The 17,484-nt window shown below is 70.8% G+C and carries 15 protein-coding genes and 1 pseudogene; 10 read left to right on the forward strand and 6 right to left on the reverse strand.

All coding sequences use genetic code 11. The annotated features are described in order from the left end of the window. Nucleotides 1–47: 47 nt before the first annotated feature. Together miaB and OG568_RS15925 are read right to left on the reverse strand one after the other, a co-directional pair. Nucleotides 48–1,577, reverse strand: coding sequence for a tRNA (N6-isopentenyl adenosine(37)-C2)-methylthiotransferase MiaB (miaB, locus tag OG568_RS15920; RefSeq protein WP_329532060.1), 1,530 nt, complete (start codon nt 1,575–1,577; stop codon nt 48–50). Between the two features lie 251 nt (nt 1,578–1,828). Further along, the gene (locus tag OG568_RS15925; RefSeq protein ID WP_329532061.1) at nt 1,829–2,461 is read right to left on the reverse strand and encodes an SMODS-associated NUDIX domain-containing protein; all 633 of its coding nucleotides are present in this window, start codon (nt 2,459–2,461) and stop codon (nt 1,829–1,831) included. Between OG568_RS15925 and OG568_RS15930 the strand changes: the two genes are divergently transcribed. Both OG568_RS15930 and OG568_RS15935 read left to right on the forward strand, forming a co-directional pair. Then, a complete protein-coding gene (locus OG568_RS15930; protein ID WP_329532062.1) occupies nt 2,460–3,818 on the forward strand; it encodes a hypothetical protein in 1,359 nt (452 codons plus the stop codon). The genes OG568_RS15925 and OG568_RS15930 overlap by 2 nt on opposite strands. 133 nt (nt 3,819–3,951) lie before the next feature. After that, a complete protein-coding gene (locus tag OG568_RS15935) occupies nt 3,952–5,880 on the forward strand; it encodes a serine/threonine-protein kinase (protein WP_329532063.1) in 1,929 nt (642 codons plus the stop codon). Between the two features lie 53 nt (nt 5,881–5,933). Here OG568_RS15935 and OG568_RS15940 read toward each other — a convergent pair whose 3' ends face one another. Further along, nucleotides 5,934–6,389 carry a GNAT family N-acetyltransferase gene (locus OG568_RS15940; RefSeq protein ID WP_329536365.1) on the reverse strand — a complete coding sequence of 152 codons (456 nt, stop codon included), beginning with the start codon at nt 6,387–6,389 and terminating at the stop codon, nt 5,934–5,936. A gap of 169 nt (nt 6,390–6,558) precedes the next feature. On the opposite strand from OG568_RS15940, the gene OG568_RS15945 reads away from it, so the two are divergent. Then, nucleotides 6,559–7,164: a DUF6817 domain-containing protein gene (locus tag OG568_RS15945; RefSeq protein ID WP_329532064.1), complete on the forward strand. Its 606-nt coding sequence runs from the start codon at nt 6,559–6,561 to the stop codon at nt 7,162–7,164. A gap of 260 nt (nt 7,165–7,424) precedes the next feature. After that, entirely contained in the window at nt 7,425–9,284 is a 1,860-nt protein-coding gene (locus tag OG568_RS15950; protein WP_329532065.1) for a M1 family metallopeptidase, read from the forward strand. Nucleotides 9,285–9,321: 37 nt separating this feature from the next. Here OG568_RS15950 and OG568_RS15955 read toward each other — a convergent pair whose 3' ends face one another. Beyond that, nucleotides 9,322–10,335 (reverse strand): LysR family transcriptional regulator, encoded by a 1,014-nt coding sequence (locus tag OG568_RS15955; protein ID WP_329536366.1) that lies wholly within the window; start codon nt 10,333–10,335, stop codon nt 9,322–9,324. 44 nt (nt 10,336–10,379) lie between these two features. Here OG568_RS15955 and OG568_RS15960 point away from each other — a divergent pair, with 44 nt between their 5' ends. From OG568_RS15960 to OG568_RS15975, 4 genes and pseudogenes are all read left to right on the forward strand, one after another. After that, a complete protein-coding gene (locus OG568_RS15960) occupies nt 10,380–11,279 on the forward strand; it encodes a serine hydrolase (RefSeq protein WP_329532066.1) in 900 nt (299 codons plus the stop codon). Between the two features lie 83 nt (nt 11,280–11,362). Then, nucleotides 11,363–12,400 (forward strand): MBL fold metallo-hydrolase, encoded by a 1,038-nt coding sequence (locus OG568_RS15965; protein ID WP_329532067.1) that lies wholly within the window; start codon nt 11,363–11,365, stop codon nt 12,398–12,400. A gap of 237 nt (nt 12,401–12,637) precedes the next feature. Continuing rightward, nucleotides 12,638–13,144: a hypothetical protein gene (locus OG568_RS15970; RefSeq protein ID WP_329532068.1), complete on the forward strand. Its 507-nt coding sequence runs from the start codon at nt 12,638–12,640 to the stop codon at nt 13,142–13,144. 80 nt (nt 13,145–13,224) lie between these two features. Further along, nucleotides 13,225–13,711: pseudogene (locus OG568_RS15975) on the forward strand (GNAT family N-acetyltransferase); the annotation flags it as partial. Nucleotides 13,712–13,723: 12 nt separating this feature from the next. Here the strand turns inward: OG568_RS15975 and OG568_RS15980 are convergent. Then, nucleotides 13,724–14,407: a response regulator transcription factor gene (locus OG568_RS15980; protein ID WP_329532069.1), complete on the reverse strand. Its 684-nt coding sequence runs from the start codon at nt 14,405–14,407 to the stop codon at nt 13,724–13,726. Then, nucleotides 14,404–15,405 carry a sensor histidine kinase gene (locus OG568_RS15985; protein ID WP_329532070.1) on the reverse strand — a complete coding sequence of 334 codons (1,002 nt, stop codon included), beginning with the start codon at nt 15,403–15,405 and terminating at the stop codon, nt 14,404–14,406. Before OG568_RS15985 ends, OG568_RS15980 begins: the two co-directional genes overlap by 4 nt. Before the next feature lie 293 nt (nt 15,406–15,698). Between OG568_RS15985 and OG568_RS15990 the strand changes: the two genes are divergently transcribed. Both OG568_RS15990 and OG568_RS15995 read left to right on the forward strand, forming a co-directional pair. Continuing rightward, nucleotides 15,699–16,184: a cation:proton antiporter regulatory subunit gene (locus OG568_RS15990; protein WP_054229957.1), complete on the forward strand. Its 486-nt coding sequence runs from the start codon at nt 15,699–15,701 to the stop codon at nt 16,182–16,184. 4 nt (nt 16,185–16,188) lie between these two features. After that, nucleotides 16,189–17,472, forward strand: a complete 1,284-nt coding sequence (locus tag OG568_RS15995; protein ID WP_329532071.1) for a cation:proton antiporter — start codon at nt 16,189–16,191, stop codon at nt 17,470–17,472. The last annotated feature ends 12 nt before the right edge of the window (nt 17,473–17,484 follow it).

The following is a 17,484-nucleotide window of genomic DNA, read 5'->3' on the forward strand; positions in this document are numbered from 1 at the left end:
GCAGCGTAACCCCGCACGGCCGGTCGAGGGCCCTCCCTGGCCCGAGGTCAGTCGCAGCCGCACCCGCTGCCCGTGGCCACGGGCAGCGGCTCCGGGACACCGATCCTGGGCAGCCCCAGCATCACACCGGCGGGCTTCGACGCCTCGGCCGCGTTGCGCTTCTCCCAGGCGTCCCCCGCGCGCGTACGGCGCACGTCCAGGACGGCGCCCTCGGCGAGCAGGTGATGCGGAGCGGCGTACGTGATCTCGACGGTGACCACGTCGCCGGGGCGTACGTCCTGGTCGGGCCTGGTGAAGTGGACCAAGCGGTTGTCGGGGGCGCGGCCGGAGAGGCGGTGGGTGGCGCCGTCCTTGCGGCCCTCGCCCTCGGCGACCATCAGCTCCAGGGTGCGGCCGACCTGCTTCTTGTTCTCGTCCCAGGAGATCTCCTCCTGGAGGGCGACGAGACGCTCGTAGCGCGCCTGGACGACCTCCTTGGGGATCTGGTTCTCCATGGTGGCGGCCGGGGTGCCGGGGCGCTTGGAGTACTGGAACGTGAACGCCTGTGCGAAGCGCGCCTGACGCACCGCGTGCATCGTCTGCTCGAAGTCCTCCTCGGTCTCGCCGGGGAAGCCCACGATGATGTCGGTGGTGATGGCCGCGTGCGGAATGGCGGCGCGCACCTTCTCGATGATCCCGAGGTAGCGGTCCTGGCGGTAGGACCGGCGCATGGCCTTGAGGATCGGGTCCGAACCGGACTGCATCGGCATGTGCAGCTGTGGCATCACGTTCGGCGTCTCGGCCATGGCGGCGATGACGTCGTCGGTGAAGTCACGGGGGTGCGGGGAGGTGAACCGGACCCGCTCCAGGCCCTCGATCTGCCCGCAGGCCCGCAGCAGCTTGCTGAACGCCTCCCGGTCGCCGATGTCGCTGCCGTACGCGTTGACGTTCTGCCCGAGCAGCGTGATCTCCGAGACACCCTCGCCGACCAGCGCCTCGATCTCGGCGAGGATGTCGCCCGTCCTGCGGTCCTTCTCCTTGCCGCGCAGCGCCGGGACGATGCAGAAGGTGCAGGTGTTGTTGCAGCCGACGGAGATGGAGACCCAGGCCGCGTACGCGCTCTCGCGGCGGGTGGGCAGCGTGGACGGGAACGCCTCCAGGGACTCGGCGATCTCGACCTGCGCCTCTTCCTGCACGCGGGCGCGCTCCAGCAGGACCGGCAGCTTGCCGATGTTGTGCGTACCGAAGACGACGTCCACCCAGGGCGCCCTCTTCACGATGGTGTCGCGGTCCTTCTGCGCCAGACAGCCGCCGACGGCGATCTGCATCCCGGGGCGCTTCGTCTTCATGGGCGCGAGGCGGCCGAGGTTGCCGTACAGCCTGTTGTCGGCGTTCTCCCGCACGGCGCAGGTGTTGAAGACGACGACGTCCGCGTCACCGTCGGCCCCCTCGGGCGCGCGGACATAACCGGCGCCTTCGAGGAGCCCGGAGAGCCGTTCGGAGTCGTGGACGTTCATCTGGCACCCGTAGGTGCGTACCTCATAGGTCTTGGGTTCCTGAACGTCCACTGCCTGACTCCGGTCGCTGCTGCTGGTCATCCCTCAAGGGTAGGCGCTCCGGAAGGATGCCTAATCTTCGGTTTCGGCACGGGGGCTCGGCCTGCCGCTTCATCGGCCGGCGGCCCACTCGCGGGCACCGGCGCCGGGGTCGCCGCGGCAGGCGTCACCGCCCTGGCCGCCGGGACGGCTCATCGTGGTCGTCGTGGTCGCCGGGACCGCGGCGGTGCGACGATCCGCGACGCGCGCTCACACGGACGACCGCCCGCCGTAGCTGCGCCGGCCGTCCGGGCTCAGGAATTCAGGGGCGGCAGATCGGCGTGGAAGCGGCTCTCCCCCATCAAGTAGGCCGCGTGCGGTGCCAGATAGGAACGCTGACGGCGACCGTGCACGATGTCGTCCGCCGTCGCCACGAGCACGCCGCGATCCGAGGGGTCCGAGGCCAGTGCCGTCAAGGCGTCCCGCAGCCGGATGCCTTCGGGGGTGTCGAGGCTGAGGTCCCAGATGTCGAAGAGCCGGACCACGCGGTAGGGCCGCCCGGGCACCTTCAGCGGGCCGTCCACCACATGCCGGACGTGGGTGAAATGGAGGCGGTCGATGCCGACGGCGAGCTTCGGGTGATCGATCTCGGCCAGCTCCTCGGCGAGTTCGCGGCGGACGCACTCCAGCGCCGACTCGCGATCCTCCTGACGGTCGAACCAGCGGACGAATCCGGGCAGTGCCCGACCCGGCAGGAAGCCCCGCAGATCGCTGCGCATGCGCTGGTCCACCCGCAGCTCCTCGCGAAACCGCAGCCGGTCGAGAGCCGGGCGCGCCGCGGGATGGTATTTGATCACGCCACCGGGCGGACCGTAGGAGTCGGGGCGGTAGGGCGAGTGCACCAGGATGTACCGGTCGTCGTCCTGGATGCGCAGTAACGACGCCATGGAGACGCGTACTTCACGGAACAGGCGCAGGGGTCCCGACGACCCGAACCTTCCCGTGGCCGCCGGCAACTGCGGCGCCACACTCCTGCGGCGCTACCGGCGGGACCACGATCGCGACGACCTCCGTGAGGCCATCGGACACCTGCAACGCGCCGTCGACATGACGCGCCGACAACACCTGTTCTTCGGGACGCATGCCGAGAACCTCATGTCCGCGCTGCACGAGGAGTTCATGATCACGGGTGACACCGAGCCGCTGCGCCGTGCCATGGCCGTCGGACGGCGTTCGATCGAAGACCTCGATCCCCACCGTCACGACCGGGCGCAACGGCTGAACAACTACTTCGTCCAGTTGTACCGCCTCTTTCAACGCAGCGGGCACACGGCGGCCCTCGACCGGGCCATCGAAGTCCAGCGGTCCGCCGTCTACGCGGAATCCCGTGATCACAAGGCCTGGGGGACTCTCCGGAACAATCTCAGCGCCGCCCTGTACGACCGTTTCGAGCGCACCGGTGACGAAGCGGATCTACGCGAGGCCATCGCCGTGCTCGACTTCGTGGTCGGCGACTCGGGCACCGACATCCGTTCGGTGTCCTACCTTTCCAATCTGTGCGGTGCGCAACTCGCCCTGTTCCGCCTCACCCGCGACACCGCCGTACTCGATGACGCGGTGGACAACGCCAGGCGGGCCGTCGAGTTGAGCGACAGCGGTCACCCGGCGCGGCCGATCCTGCACAACAGCCTCGGCCGCGCCCTGCGTGCGAGGTACTCCGTCTTCCAGCAGGCCGATGACCTGGTGCAAGCCGTAGCCGCGGGACGTGCCGCTGTCACCGGCGCTCGCGCCACCGACTCGAACCGTGCGACGTTCGCGGTCAATCTGGGCTGGTCCCTGTTCGATCTGTACCGGCTGAACGGCGACCGGGAGGCGCTGGCCGAACTCATCGGACAGTGTTCGCAGGCCACCTCCTCCCTCACGGCATCGCCCTTGTGGCGCCTGCGGGCGGCTCATCTGACCGCTGTCGCTCTGGTCGAGTCCGACGACTGGCCCACGGCCCTGCACCACTACTTGCTGGCGGTCGGCCTCCTCGGCCACGTCACGGCCCGCGATCTGCACCGGCACGACCAGGAACACGGGCTCTCCCTCACCGCCGGCGTGGCCACCGAGGCAGTGGCCGTCGCTCTGCGGGCCAGCACGGCAGAGCACGCGACGACCTTGCTGGAACAAGGCCGGACGCAGATCTTCAGCCAACAGCTCGACACGCGTACCGACCTGGAAGAACTCCGCCGGGTCGCCGCACCGCTGGCGGAACGACTGGAAGCCGTCCGGGGCCAGTTGGCCGAAACAGGCAGGCAGTGACGTCGGCCCATGGCATCGCGTCGATCCCGGGCATGCGGAGCCCGGTCATGAGGTCGGCGGCCGTCTTCACGCGGCTGACGGGGTCCGTGATGCAATGGGACACCACAGAGCAGATCTCGGGGTGGAGTGGGGCGTGTTGAGCGACGGTGGGCCCGATGCGGGAAGTTTCCAGCCTCTGGAGGACGGCGATCCGCAGGTCGTCGGCGGCTACCGCCTGGTGGCACGGCTCGGGTCCGGCGGCATGGGACGGGTCTATCTCTCGCACACGCCGGGCGGGCGGGCCGTCGCGGTCAAGGTGATCCGGCCCGAGCTGGCCGAGAGCGCCGAGTTCCGCAAGCGGTTCCAGGCCGAGGTGGCCGCGGCGAGCCGGGTGCACGGGCTCTACACGGCTCCGGTCGTGGACAGCGACACGGCGGGATCGATGCCGTGGTGTGCGACCGCCTATGTGCCGGGACCCTCCCTCGCCGACGCGGTACGCGATCACGGGCCGCTGCCCGTCGACACGGTGCTGCGGCTGATCGCCGGTGTCGCGGAGGCCCTGCAGGCGGTGCACCGCGAGGGCATCGTGCACCGGGACCTCAAGCCCTCGAACGTGCTGCTCGCCGCGGACGGCCCGCGGGTCATCGACTTCGGTGTCGCGCGGGCCGCGGACGCCACGTCGGTGACGAGGAGCGGCATGGCCCTCGGAACCGTCGCCTACATGGCGCCGGAGCAGGTACTAGGCGGGGATGCCATGCCCTCGGCCGACGTGTTCGCGCTGGGGCAGACCGCGGTGTTCGCGGCGACGGGCGGCGGCTCCTTCGGGGACGGTGATCCGCACGCGGTGCTCTACCGGGTGGTGCACGAGGAGCCCGATCTCAGCCGTGTGCCGGTGGAGATACGGGAGTTGGTGGCGCGGTGTCTGCGCAAGCCCGCCGCCGAGCGGCCTTCCGTCGAGGAGGTCATACGCTCCGTCCAGACGATCCAGGCGGATCTCGGTGCCGAAGCGCGGTCCACGTCCGGGGCGTGGCTGACGGGCGAGCTGGCGGCGGGAATCGCGGCTCGGGCCGAAGGCGCCGACCGGGCTCGGGCGGAGGCGGCTTCGGACGCTCACGCTTCAGGGGCCTCCGGGGCATCGGGGGCTTCGGGGGTTTTCGGACCCGCGGGCTCCGGCGCCTTCGGCCCCGGCGGTCCCACCGGTCCCGGTGCTTTCGGGCCCCCGATGGCCTACTCCCCCACCGCACCGCCCCATGCCGCGCTGCCCGGGCCTTTCGTGATGGGGCCGGGCGCCGCGCCGGGTCCGTACGCTCCGCCCCCCTGGCCGCAGTCGCAGGAGCCGGCCGCCGCACAGACCTCCTCGGTGGGCACGGACGCCAAGGGTCGCAAGGCCCGGGGCTGGGTGCTGTCGGCAGCCGCGGTCGTACTCGTCGCCGGCGGGGCGGCCGCCGCGCTGCTGCTCGTTCCGGGGGACGGCGACAAGAACGACAACCGGGCGCAGAACGTGGCCACGTCGCAGTCGGCCACGGCCGCCAAGGCCTCGCCGTCGACGTCGAGCTCCCCGTCCCCCCGGACCTCGAAGAAGCCAAAGCCGTCCAAGTCCGCTCTGCCGCCCAGCCCTTCGGGCCCCCCGACGCCCACGCGGACCGCGACCTCGGCTCCCCCGACCGCCGCGTCCAGCAAGCCCGCGCCCCCGACGGCCCCCGTCCCGGTGGCGTACTCCGGGATCCGGATGACCGCGAGCCACGACCTGTACCTGGCGGACACTCCCGTACGGTCCAAGGCGGACACCGGGACCTCCGACGAAGATCTGACGTACGCCGTCTACTCCTCGGGCGCGGTCCTCGCCCCCGGCACCGACTCCGGCAGCTCCCTGGCCCTGCTGCCCGTGGGTCGGCAGGGCGGCGTGGACGCGTGCAAGGCGGCGACCGGCTACAAGAGTTACGTCTGGGTCAAGGACCTCACCGTCGGCCAGCAGATGTGCGTGATCAGCGGGACGGGACATGTGGGACTGGTGACGTACCGGGGGTCGTCCGGGACGACGTACGCCACCTTGGACGTGAAGGTCTGGCGCAACGCGGCCTAGGAACGGCCTCTCCCCTCACGGCCTCACCACGGGTCTCACGGGCCTCATGGGTCTCACGGGCCGAGGACGCCCGCGCCCGGCCGTCGCACCATGAAGACGTCGACCGGGTCCTGAACCTCCACGGTGAACCCGTGGCGCTCGTACAGCCGCCGGGCGGCGCTGCCCTGCAGGACGTTCAGACGGACGAGCTTGCCGTCGGCGTCGGCCCGGTCCAGCAGGGTGCGCAGGACAGCCGAACCGAGCCCCCGGCCGTGCAAGCCCGGGGCGAGATAGAAATGCTCCAGCCACAGCCCGTCCTCGGCCGGCCTCAGCGTGACGCAGCCCGCGAAGTCGCCGTCGGCCATGACGACCGACGTGTGCCCCGGGGAGAAGGAATCCCGCAGCCGCCGGCGGACCCGGTGTTCGTCGAACCGGCCCAACCGCTCCAGGTCCGGGCGCATCACCGTCGCCCGCAGCTCGGCGATCACCTCGACGTCCGCCTGCTCCGCGGACCGCAGCGCCCAATCCATGGAAGGGCCCGCCCCGGTTCCCCGCAGCCCCTGTCCCTGTCGCTGTCCCTGTCCCAGCCGTATCCGGTCCGTCCCCGTACTCGTCTCCATGGTGGGAGTCTCTCAGTGGCCTGCCGAGACTTCGGGAGGGGCTTGTCCGCGGCGTCATGTCCCGCATACAACTCGTGACATGACTGACGCGACGGACAGGACTGAAGTGACCGGCGACTGTGACGCATCCCGGTGGTCGCGTGCCGAAGCCTTCCTGCGTGCGCGGGGAACCGCCGAGATGCCGCATCCGGGCGGCACCCTGCTGGCGCACCTCGGCCGCGTCCGGCGGCTCCTGGCCGACTGGGGCGACTCCCCCGCGGTCCAGGCGGCGGGGCTGTGTCATGCCACATACGGGACCGACGGCTTCGACCAGTACCTGCTGCCGGTCGCCGAGCGGGCGACCCTGGCGGAGGCGATCGGTGACCGGGCCGAGGCGCTGGTGTACCTGTACGCGAGTTGTGACCGCGGTGTCGTCTACCCCCGGATCGGGCGCGATCGGCCGGTGGTCTTCCGTGATCGCTTCACCGGCCGCGAGCACACTCCGGCCGAGGCGGACCTGCGAGCGTTCTTGCAGATCAGCGCCGCCAACGAACTCGACGTACTGGCCCACAACGAGGAACTGGCCGGGCGGTACGGCCCGTACCTGTACCGGCTGTTCGCCGGCGCGGGCGACCTGCTGTCCGCCCCGGCCCGGGACGCCTGCGCTCGGCAGCTCGGCCGGCACGCCGCGTACCCGGACCGCTGATCGCCGAGTCCGAGCACTTCAGGTCAATGTAGGTCGATGTAGGTCGGTGAACACTTTTACCCGCCCCTGATGGCATGCTCCGGTCAAATCTGCCAGGCTTCCCGCAGCCGTCGCCCTGACCCCAGGGAGACGCGACAAAAAATCTCACCCCAGCGATCGCGTGAGCGATGCGCGCAGCCCTCGGCCGTCCCCGGCGCACCCAAGCCGTCAGGGCGGCCACCGAGCAGGCCGCAATCCCGGCCGCCTCAAAGGAGTTTCGTGTGAGACCGACCCCCCACAAGGCCTTCGCCGCGGGCGCACTCGGCGTCATCGCGTTGGCCGCCACCCTGCTCCCCGTCACCCCGGCGGCAGCCGCGCCGCCCGCGGCACCACTGGCCGCCGACTGCACCCCGGCCCAGGTGGTCACCAACGGTGGTTTCGAGAGCGGGACTTCGCCCTGGACCCAGTCGTCGTCGACGGTGATCACCAGCCGTTCCGGGCAGAGCGCCCACGGCGGCACCAGCTTCGCCTGGCTGAACGGTGTCGGCAGTACGCACACCGACACCCTCTCGCAGAGCGTCACGATCCCGTCCGGCTGCAGCAGTGCCACCCTCACCTTCTGGCTGCACATCGACACCGCCGAGACGACCTCGTCCACCGCGTACGACAAGCTGACGGCGAAGATCGGCAGTACGACACTGGCGACGTACTCGAACCTCAACAAGGCCACCGGCTACGTCCAGAAGTCGTTCGACGTGTCGACGTTCGCGGGCCAGACCGTGAGCCTCGCCTTCACAGGGACCGAGGACTCCAGCCTCCAGACGAGCTTCGTCCTCGACGACATCGCCCTCGACACCTCCGGCGCCACGACCCCGCCGGCGGACTCCACGCGCACGCCGGCCGCACCCTCGTACACCGTCAGCCTGAGCAGCAACACGAGCGGCACCGTCTGGACCGGCCACGAGAGCGCCACCTTCACCAACGCCTCCTCGACCGCGCTCAGCGAGGTCTACCTGAGGCTGTGGGACAACTACCACGGCACCTGCTCCGCCATGCCGATCACGGTCAGCAACGTCACCGGCGGCACCGCGGGCGCCCTGTCGGTCGGCTGCACCGCCCTCCAGATCGCCCTGCCGACCCCGCTGGCGCAGGGCCAGTCGACCACGATCGGCTTCGACCTGGGGATCACCGTCCCCAGCGGCGCCGACCGGTTCGGCTACGACGGCGCGTTCAGCATGATCGGCAACGCGCTGCCGGTCCTCGCGATCAAGGACGGCTCGGGCTGGCACCTGGACCCGTACACCAACAACGGCGAGTCGTTCTACTCCCTGGCCGCCGACTTCAAGGTCACCCTCGACCACCCGACCACCCTGCTGGTCCCGGCCACCGGCACCTCGGTCGACACCCCCGGCACCAGCGGACGCACGGTGACCACGGCCACCGCGTCCAAGGTCCGTGACTTCGCCTGGGCGGCGGGCCCGTTCACGAAGATCTCCGGTACGTCGACCGCGGGCACCCCGATCAACATCTACTCGGTCTCCGGCATCAGTTCGTCCAGCGCACAGTCCATGCTCACCACCGCGAAGACCGCGGTGGACGCCCACGCCGGACGCTTCGGCGCCTATCCGTACGGCGAGTTGGACGCCGTGATCGACAACAACTTCTGGTTCGGCGGCATGGAGTACCCCGGCTTCGTCCTCGACCTGGTCAGCACCACGGCGCTCACCCACGAGATCGGCCACCAGTGGTTCTACGGGATCGTCGGCGACGACGAGTACAACAGCCCCTGGCTCGACGAGGCGTTCACCGACTACGCCACCGACCTGGCGCTGGGCAGCACCGGCACGAACTGCTGGAACAGCGTCTCCTGGGCCTCGACCGCGGAGAACATCACCAACTCGATGGCCTACTGGGACGCCCACTCGTCCCGGTACTCCACCGTCGTGTACGGATACGGCAAGTGCGCCCTGCACGATCTGCGGCGCGTTCTCGGTGACACCGCCATGGCCAAGTTGCTGAAGGACTACGCCACTTCACACTGGTACGGCGTCTCGACCACGGCCGAGTTCAAGGCTGCCGCCCAGGCCGCCACGACCACGGACCTGACCTCGTTCTGGACCACGCACCGCATCATCGGCTGATACGGCGGCGGTTCGCCGTGGTTGGCCCCTTGGGGTGTCATCCGCGGCGAACCGCGCCCTCGGCGTACACGACCGACCACGGGCGGGTTGATTCGTCCTCAGGGTGAGCCCCGTCCGCTCTCCCCGGTGCCGCGGGGCGGCCCCGGTCGTCCCGGCTCGGGGCTGCGGTGCGGTCCCGGGTCAGTACGTCGGCCGCGAGTTCCGCGAAGGGGCGCGCGGCCGGGTGGGCGGCTTGGCCGGCGGGCCACGCCCCGCTCAGTCGCTGGGTGAGGGGACAGCCCGCCAGGGGCCGCCAGGCCACGCGGGGCTCCTTGCGAGCCACCGGCCCCTGGTCGAAGGCGATTCCGTGCCCCGCCGTCACCAGGGCCAGCAGGAACTCGGAGTTGGACGCATGCCGCAGACGACCGGGCACGAAGCCCTCGCCGCGGCAGACATCGAGAATCCGGTCGTACCAACCGGGGGCGTGGGCCCGCGGAAAGAGCACGAGATCGTGGCCGGACAGCTCGCCGAGCGCCACCTCGGGCAGCCGGGCCAGCGGCGAGGTGCGGGGCAGGACGACTCCCAGATCCACCGAGACCTCGGGACCGAGCCGCAATCCGGTGGCGTCCACGGGCTGGTGGACGAGCCCGACGTCGAGTCCGCCGGAGGCGAGCAGTCGCACCTGCTCCTCCGTGGTGGCCTCCCGCAGGTCGACGGACAGCCCCGGAGAGCGCTCCGCACATCCGGCGAGCAGCGCGGACAGCACGGCGGCCGTGGTGTCGGGCGGCACGCCCGCGCGCAGGGTCCCCAGGCCACCGTCCCCGGCACGCCGGGCCAGCACCCGCAACCGCTCCTCACGGGTGAGGAGTTCGCGGGCCTCGTCCAGCAGCACCACCCCGGCGGCGGTCAGCCGGATCCGGCGGTGCGCGCGGTCGAACAGCTCGGCGCCGAGCTCCTTCTCCAGCCTGCGTACGGCCTGGCTGAGCGGCGGCTGAGCCATGCCCAGCCGGTCGGCGGCCCGACTGAAGTGCAGTTCCTCGGCTACGGTGACGAAAAGACGCAGGTGGCGCAAGAGATCCACGTTCAGGGACCTTACGCGAGGGGGCGGGCGAACAAGTGGTCGAGGAGCGGATCCGCGAGGTTTTCGCGGGAGCGGGCGCCGAGTGCCTCCTGCACGCGGTCCCCGTCGACGCCCGGCCGCCGGGTGACGTGCGGGAGGTGGCCGTCGGCGCGGACGAACCCGTCGTGATCGCCTCGATCTTCAAGGTGCTGCTGGTCCTGGAGTTCGCCCGGCAGGTGGCGGCCGGGCAGCTCGATCCCCGGGAACGGGTACGGGTGACGGCGGCCGACCGGCTCGGCGGCTGGGGCACGGCGGGCTGCGCGGACGACGTCGAGCTGTCGTTGCGCGATCTGGCCTTCTTCGCGATGTCGGTCAGCGACAACGCGGCGGCGGATCTGCTGCTGGACCGGGTCGGGCTGGACACCGTACGGCTGCTCGCCAAGGAGCTCGGGCTCGACCGGACCAGGATCGTGGGCGGCCCTCGTGACGTGCTCGAGTCGATGCTCGCCGAGGTCGGGGCGGGCGACGAGCGGGAGTTCGCCGTCCGGTACCCCTCCTTGCCGGACGACCGCAAGAGACGGATGGCCGTACTGGATCCCCTGCGCACCAACGCGAGTACGCCCCGGGAGACCAGCGAACTGCTGCGCCTGATCTGGCGTGACGAAGCGGGTTCTCCGGAAGCCTGCGCCCGTGTACGCGACTTGATGAGTCGTCAGGTCTTCCGGCACCGGCTGGTGTCGGGATTCCCCGACGACGTGACGATCGCGGCCAAGACCGGGACCCTGCCGGGGCTGCACATGGAGACGGGAGTGGTCCGGTATCCCGACGGCGGGTGCTACGCGATCTCCGTCTTCGCCCGTACCCGCGAACTGACCGCCGGCCGCCCGACGGTGGACGCCGCGATCGGCGCCGCAGCCGGAATCGCCGTCGACTTCTTGCGGAACAAGGGGCTCTGACCAGGTCTCATATGCGCTCGCATATCGCGCAGGGGCCGTTTCAATCTTGGACGCAGGCGGTCGGCCCCTGATCTGCTGACGACATGAGCGACACCACAGACACACAGAGAGACCCGATGCTCGGCCGACGCGGCCTGCTGCGCGGTGCCGCGCTCGGCGCGGTCACCCCACTCCTTCCCCCTGCGACGGCCACGGCCGTCGCATCGACGACAGCGACGCCATCGCCATCGCCATCGCCATCGGCTTCGGCTTCGGCTTCGGCGTCGGCGTCGGCGTCGGCGTCCTTACGCTGGCTGGGCACCTCCGGCTGGCGCATCGACGTCGACGACCGGACCGTGCTCTTCGACCCGTACCTCACCCGGTTCAAGACCGGTCTGTTCGACGGCGCCTTCCGCGCGGACACGGAGCTGAGCACCGATCCCGAGCTGGTACGGGAACACATCGGAGCCCCCGAACTCGTCCTGGTCAGCCACTCCCACTGGGACCACATCGCCGACGTGCCGTACATCGCCAAGTCCACCGGCGCCCGCGTCGTCGGCACGGAGACCACTTACCACCTGCTGGTCGCGTTCGGCGTCGACCCGGGGCAGATCTCCGTGGTGAAGGGCGGCGAGGTGCTGGACTTCGGCGGCATCACCGTCGAGGTCGCGGCGAGCCTGCACAGCCGCAACAACAAGTACTCCTACTTCGCCCCGGGCACGCTCACCACCCCGCCCGCGGCGCCTCCGAGGACCGTCGCGGACCTGCCGGAGGGCGACACGCTCGCCTTCCAGGTGACGGCCGGGAACGGCGGTCCGTCGATGTTCCTGATGGGCGCCAGCGACTTCTCCGAGCGGGCGGTCCAGGGACTCCGCCCCGATCTCGCCATGGTCGCCGTCCCTTCCAGCACCGCCACGCACCGCTACGTGTCCCGGCTGCTCCGTGCCCTCGGCGGCCCCGACGTCGTCGTACCCGTCCACTGGGACAACTTCGAGGAGCCGCTGGGCGAGCCCCCGCGCCGCGACCCGTCGGTGGACCTGGACGGCTTTCTCGCCCAGGTGCACCGGGAGTCTCCGGCGAGCCGCATCGCCGTCCCGGACTACCGCACGGTGTACGGCGGGGACATGCGCCCCCGCTCCTGACAAGGGCGGCCGGGCCGAGCCGCGATGGACGATGGGTAAGAAGTTGGTAACCCTCCGCAAGCCCCGACCACCAGGCGTTTTGTCGGATGATGAGGGTTTTCCAGTGCTTTTCGCACAGACGTGGGGCGTCCGCCCGGTCGCAGGCTCGGCAGTGACGTGGATAACCTCAAAAGCGAACAATTCGCCCATACGGGCGAGATTCGTTTGTGGGGGAATCCGTCACGTCAGGAGTCGCACGTGAATTCCACACTCCGCAGCCGCTGCGCCAAGGCGATCGGCGCCGGCGCGCTCTCCGTCACTCTGCTGTCGGCCGGGACGGTCGGTGCCTTCGCCGCGTCCTCGAGCGCCGCCGCACCGAATCCGAGCACGACCGGCAGCGCGAAGCCGCACACGACCGACACCACCAAGCCCCACACAACCGGCACCGCCAAACCGACCAAGACCGGCAGCGCCAGCCGCTCGCCCATGGCCGCCGTCTCGATCACTGCCAGGGTGAACAAGAGCCAGGTGAAAGCCGGGCAGTCGGTGACGTTCACCGGACGCACCAAGGGAGTGAAGGTCGGCACCAAGGTGGTGCTGCTGCACCTGCACAACGGTAAGTGGACCGCCCTGAAGTCCAGCACCGCGCTCAAGAACGGCAGCAGCTACTCCCTGACCACCAAGCTCAACACCAAGGGCAAGGAGCAGATTCGGGTCATGGCGGGCAAGGTCGTCTCGCCGACCATCACCGTGATGGTGAAGTGATCCGACGGCGCAGCCACGAGAGGGCCGGCCCGGGCACGGGTCGGCCCTCTCCATGCCCAGGTTCGGGTGGGCGGCGCGCCCGGGCGGCCGAGACCGGCGCGTACGTCGAGGCACAGCTGGCCCGTGCCGGCGGGGACGCTCGCCCCGTACGCGCAGGTGGAGCGGGCCTCGGGACAGGCGGTCGGCGTCACGGCCTACTGGGATCCGCGCTCATGGCTGGCGGAGGACCGGCTCTCCGCGATCGAGGTCGGTTTCACCTGGCTCGCGGCCTCGGCCCAGGGAACGGGGCTGAACACCGAGGCCAAGCTCCTGCTGTTCCGGCACGCCTTCGAAAGCTGGGGCGTGGTGCTGCGGAACTGGTCCAGGTCCTGGGCACCGGGCGAGAGCGGCCGGCTGCGCGACTCGGCGATCTTCTCCGTCATCGCCGAGGAATGGCCACAGTGCCGGGCACGACTGGAGGAGCGGCTGGCCCGGAAACTGGAGCGCCGGACGCCGGACACCGGCCCTGGAACTGGAACCGGGCCGGACGACGACTCCATGAGCCCGACCCCGGTCACGGCTCCATGAGTCCAGCGCCGGTCACGGCTCGATGAGCCCGGCCCTGATCGCGTACCGGGTGAGTTCGAGGCGGTCGCGCAGTCCGAGCTTCTGCAGCAGATTCGCCCGGTGGCTCTCCACGGTCTTGGCACTGATGTAGAGCAGTTCGGCGATCTCCTTCGTCGTATGGCCCTCGGCGACCAGCTTGAGCACCTCCTCCTCGCGGTCGGTGACGGTTCGCGCGGGCAGTCCCTCACCGCGCCGCATCCGCTCCAGGTAGGTGCGTACGAGCGCGGTCTCGGCGCCGGGATAGATGAACGGCTCGTCGCGCATCGCCGCCCGACAGGCCTCGACCAGGTCGCGGTCGGCGACCGACTTGAGTACGTAACCGCAGGCCCCGGCCTTGAGCGCCTCGAAGAAGTACTGCTCGTTGTCGTACATCGTCAGGATGAGAATGCGTAGGTCGGGCAGGCGGCGGGAGAGTTCGCGGGCCGCCTGCAACCCGGTCATCCGCGGCATCGCGATGTCGAGGACGGCGAGGTCCACGTCCGTGTCGCGGGCCCGGGCGACCGCTTCGGCACCGTCCCCCGCCTCGGCCACCACGGTCAGGTCCGGTTCGCCGTCCAAGATGAGCCGTACGCCGCGGCGCACGAGCGTGTGGTCGTCGGCGAGCAGAACCCTGGTGGGCCGACCCCCGCCAGGCTGCTGGTCAGGCACGGACGTCATCGATCTCCTCCGAAAGCGGTCGCGGCGCGGAGCCGGGGCGGTGTGCCGGTCTTCGTCGAGATGCGCAGCCGTACGTCGGTGCCCGCCCCCGGCCCCGCCTCGACCGAGAGCGTGGCGCCGATCAGCAGGGCCCGCTCCCGCATGCCGCTGATTCCCGCCCCTTCCCGCAGCCGGCCGGGGCCCCTGCCGTTGTCCCGGATGAGGAGCTCGACACCGTCGTCGCCGTCCCCGCCGCCGACTCGGCGCAACCGGAGTTCCGCGCGATCGGCGCCCGCGTGCCGGGCCGTGTTGGTGAGCCCTTCCTGAGCCACCCGGTAGACCACGAGTTCCGTCTCCTCGCTCAGCGGCGGCAGATCGCCGTCGACGTGGTGGCGTACGGACAGTCCGTGTGTGGTGAACTCGGCCGCCAGTGACCGCAGCGCGCTGTGCAGGCCGAGTTCCTCCAGGACACCGGGGCGCAGTCGGCGCGCGATGCGGCGGATCTCGTCCAGGCTGCCGCGGGTCGCCTCCTGCGCCTGGCGTACTTCCTCCCGTAGTTCCCCGGGCGCCTGGTCGGCGACCCGCTTGAGCTGCAGCAGCACGGCGGTCAGGGTCTGGCCCACCTCGTCGTGGAGTTCCTGTGAGACGCGCCGGCGCTCGCCCTCCTGCACGGAGAGCGCGCGGGCCGAGCTGGTGGCGCGCTCGGTCTCCAGCCGGTCGAGCATGGTGTTGTACGTGGTGATCAGCCCCGCGACCTCCGCGGGGCCGGTGACGGGTGCCCGGGCCCCGGGATGCAGCAGGTCGGCGGTGGCCATGGCCCGGCCGAGCCGTTGCAGCGGGGCCAGTCCTATCCGCAGGACGAGCGCGTTGACGACGAGCAGCATGGCCAGCCCCGCGACGACGACCAGCACCTCGCCCGGCAGTATCGGCGTCGACACGGTCACCGGGCCCAGCAGCAGCGCGGTGGCCACGGTCAGGCCCGCGGCGTTGAGCAGGAAGATCCGACGGAACAGCGACACGTTCCCCAGTCCGTCCCTTCCCGCTCCATCGACCCCTCCGGATCCTCCAGGCCCGCCCAACCCTCCGAGCTGCGGCGACGCCGCTGCCCCGGTCAGCCTCGCGCCTGTCGAGCGGTCGTGTCCATCCGTGCCAGCACCCATGTCGCCACCGTACGGGGAGATGGCAGCATGACCGTTTTGCACGGGATGCAAGACCACTGTGCACGGGATGCAAGACCACGGATCGATGAGCGACACGACTCGATGAACGACACGACTCGATGAGCAATCGACTCGACGAGCAAGGGGAGAGCATGTCCACGCCACGCCTTCGGGCGACGCCACTGCCGGGCATCGGGGTCCAGTACGACCTCATGACGCGCGAACAGCGCCACCTGTCGGTGGTGGCGCACCGCGACGGCGCCCGCACCGTGAGCGTGTACCGCGCCGACGACCCCGACTCGTGCGCCCAGTCGCTGCGGCTGACGAGCGGCGAGGCGGCCTCGCTGATCGACGCGCTGAAGCCCTCCCATCACAGCCCGAGCCTGCTCTACACCACCGACCTCGGGCTGATCGCCGAGCGCATCGAGATCGCCGCGACCTCCCGCTGGAACGGCCGGGTGCTGGGCGAGACCCGGATGCGGACCGAGACCGGCGCGTCCGTGGTGGCGGTGCTGCGCCGCGCCGAGGCCATCCCCTCCCCGACCCCGGATTTCCGGCTGGCGGGCGGGGACACCCTGATCGTCGTCGGCACCCGCGAAGGCGTCGACGGCGCCGCCGCGATACTCGGACGGGAGTGAGCGCGTGCACTCCGCTGTGCTGCTGATCGAGTTCGGCGCCATCATCCTCTGTCTCGGCCTGCTCGGGAGGGCCGCCGCCCGGCTGCGGTTCTCCCCCATCCCGCTGTATCTGCTGGCCGGTCTCGCCTTCGGCGAGGGCGGGCTGCTCCCCCTCGGCGCGAGCGAGGAGTTCGTCGCGACCGGCGCCGAGATCGGCGTCATCCTGCTCCTGCTGATGCTCGGCCTGGAGTACACGGCCAGCGATCTGGTCTCCAACCTCAAGGCCCACTACCCCTCGGGCCTGGTCGACTGTGCCCTCAACGCCCTGCCCGGCGCGGCCGCCGCGCTGCTGCTGGGCTGGGGTCCGGTGGCCGCCGTGGTCCTGGCCGGCGTCACCTGGATCTCCTCGTCCGGCGTCATCGCCAAGGTGCTGGGCGACCTGGGGCGGGTGGGCAACCGGGAGACACCGGTGATCCTCAGCATCCTCGTCCTGGAGGACCTGGCCATGGCGGTCTACCTGCCCATCGTCACCGCGCTGGTGGCCGGGGTCGGACTGGCCGCGGGCAGTGTGACGCTCGCGATCGCCCTGGGAGCCGCCGGACTCGTCCTGTTCGTGGCCGTCCGCTACGGCCGTGTCATCTCCCGCTTCGTCTCCAGCGACGACCCCGAGAAGCTGCTGCTCGTCGTGCTGGGCCTGACGATCCTCGTCGCAGGCATCGCGCAGCAGCTCCAGGTGTCCGCCGCCGTCGGTGCGTTCCTGGTCGGCATCGCCCTGTCCGGAGAGGTCGCGGAGGGCGCGCACACGCTGCTCAGCCCGTTGCGGGACCTCTTCGCCGCCATTTTCTTCGTCTTCTTCGGGCTGCACACCGACCCGGCGAGCATCCCGCCGGTGCTGCTGCCCGCGCTCGCGCTGGCCGTCGTCACGGCCCTGACGAAGATCGCCACGGGGTACTGGGCGGCGCGCCGGGCCGGTATCTCCGTGGGTGGCCGGTGGCGGGCGGGCGGTGCGCTGGTCGCGCGCGGCGAGTTCTCCATCGTCATCGCCGGGCTCGCGGTCACGGCCGGCATCGAGCCCTCACTCGGCCCGCTGGCCACGGCGTACGTGCTGATCCTGGTCGTACTCGGCCCGCTCACCGCCCGTTACACCCAGCCGCTGGCCGAACGGCTCACGACGCGGTTCGGCGGTCGGTTCGGCGTCACCCCGGAACGCCGGAACGTCGCGGAGCGGCCGCCCGAGGCGGAAGCTGGAACGGAACCGGAACCGGAACGGGCGGGCGAGGCGCGACAGCAGACGGCCGTACCGGACTGAGCAGGGCGGGCG

This window comes from Streptomyces sp. NBC_01450, assembly GCF_036227505.1.
Taxonomy (GTDB): domain Bacteria; phylum Actinomycetota; class Actinomycetes; order Streptomycetales; family Streptomycetaceae; genus Streptomyces.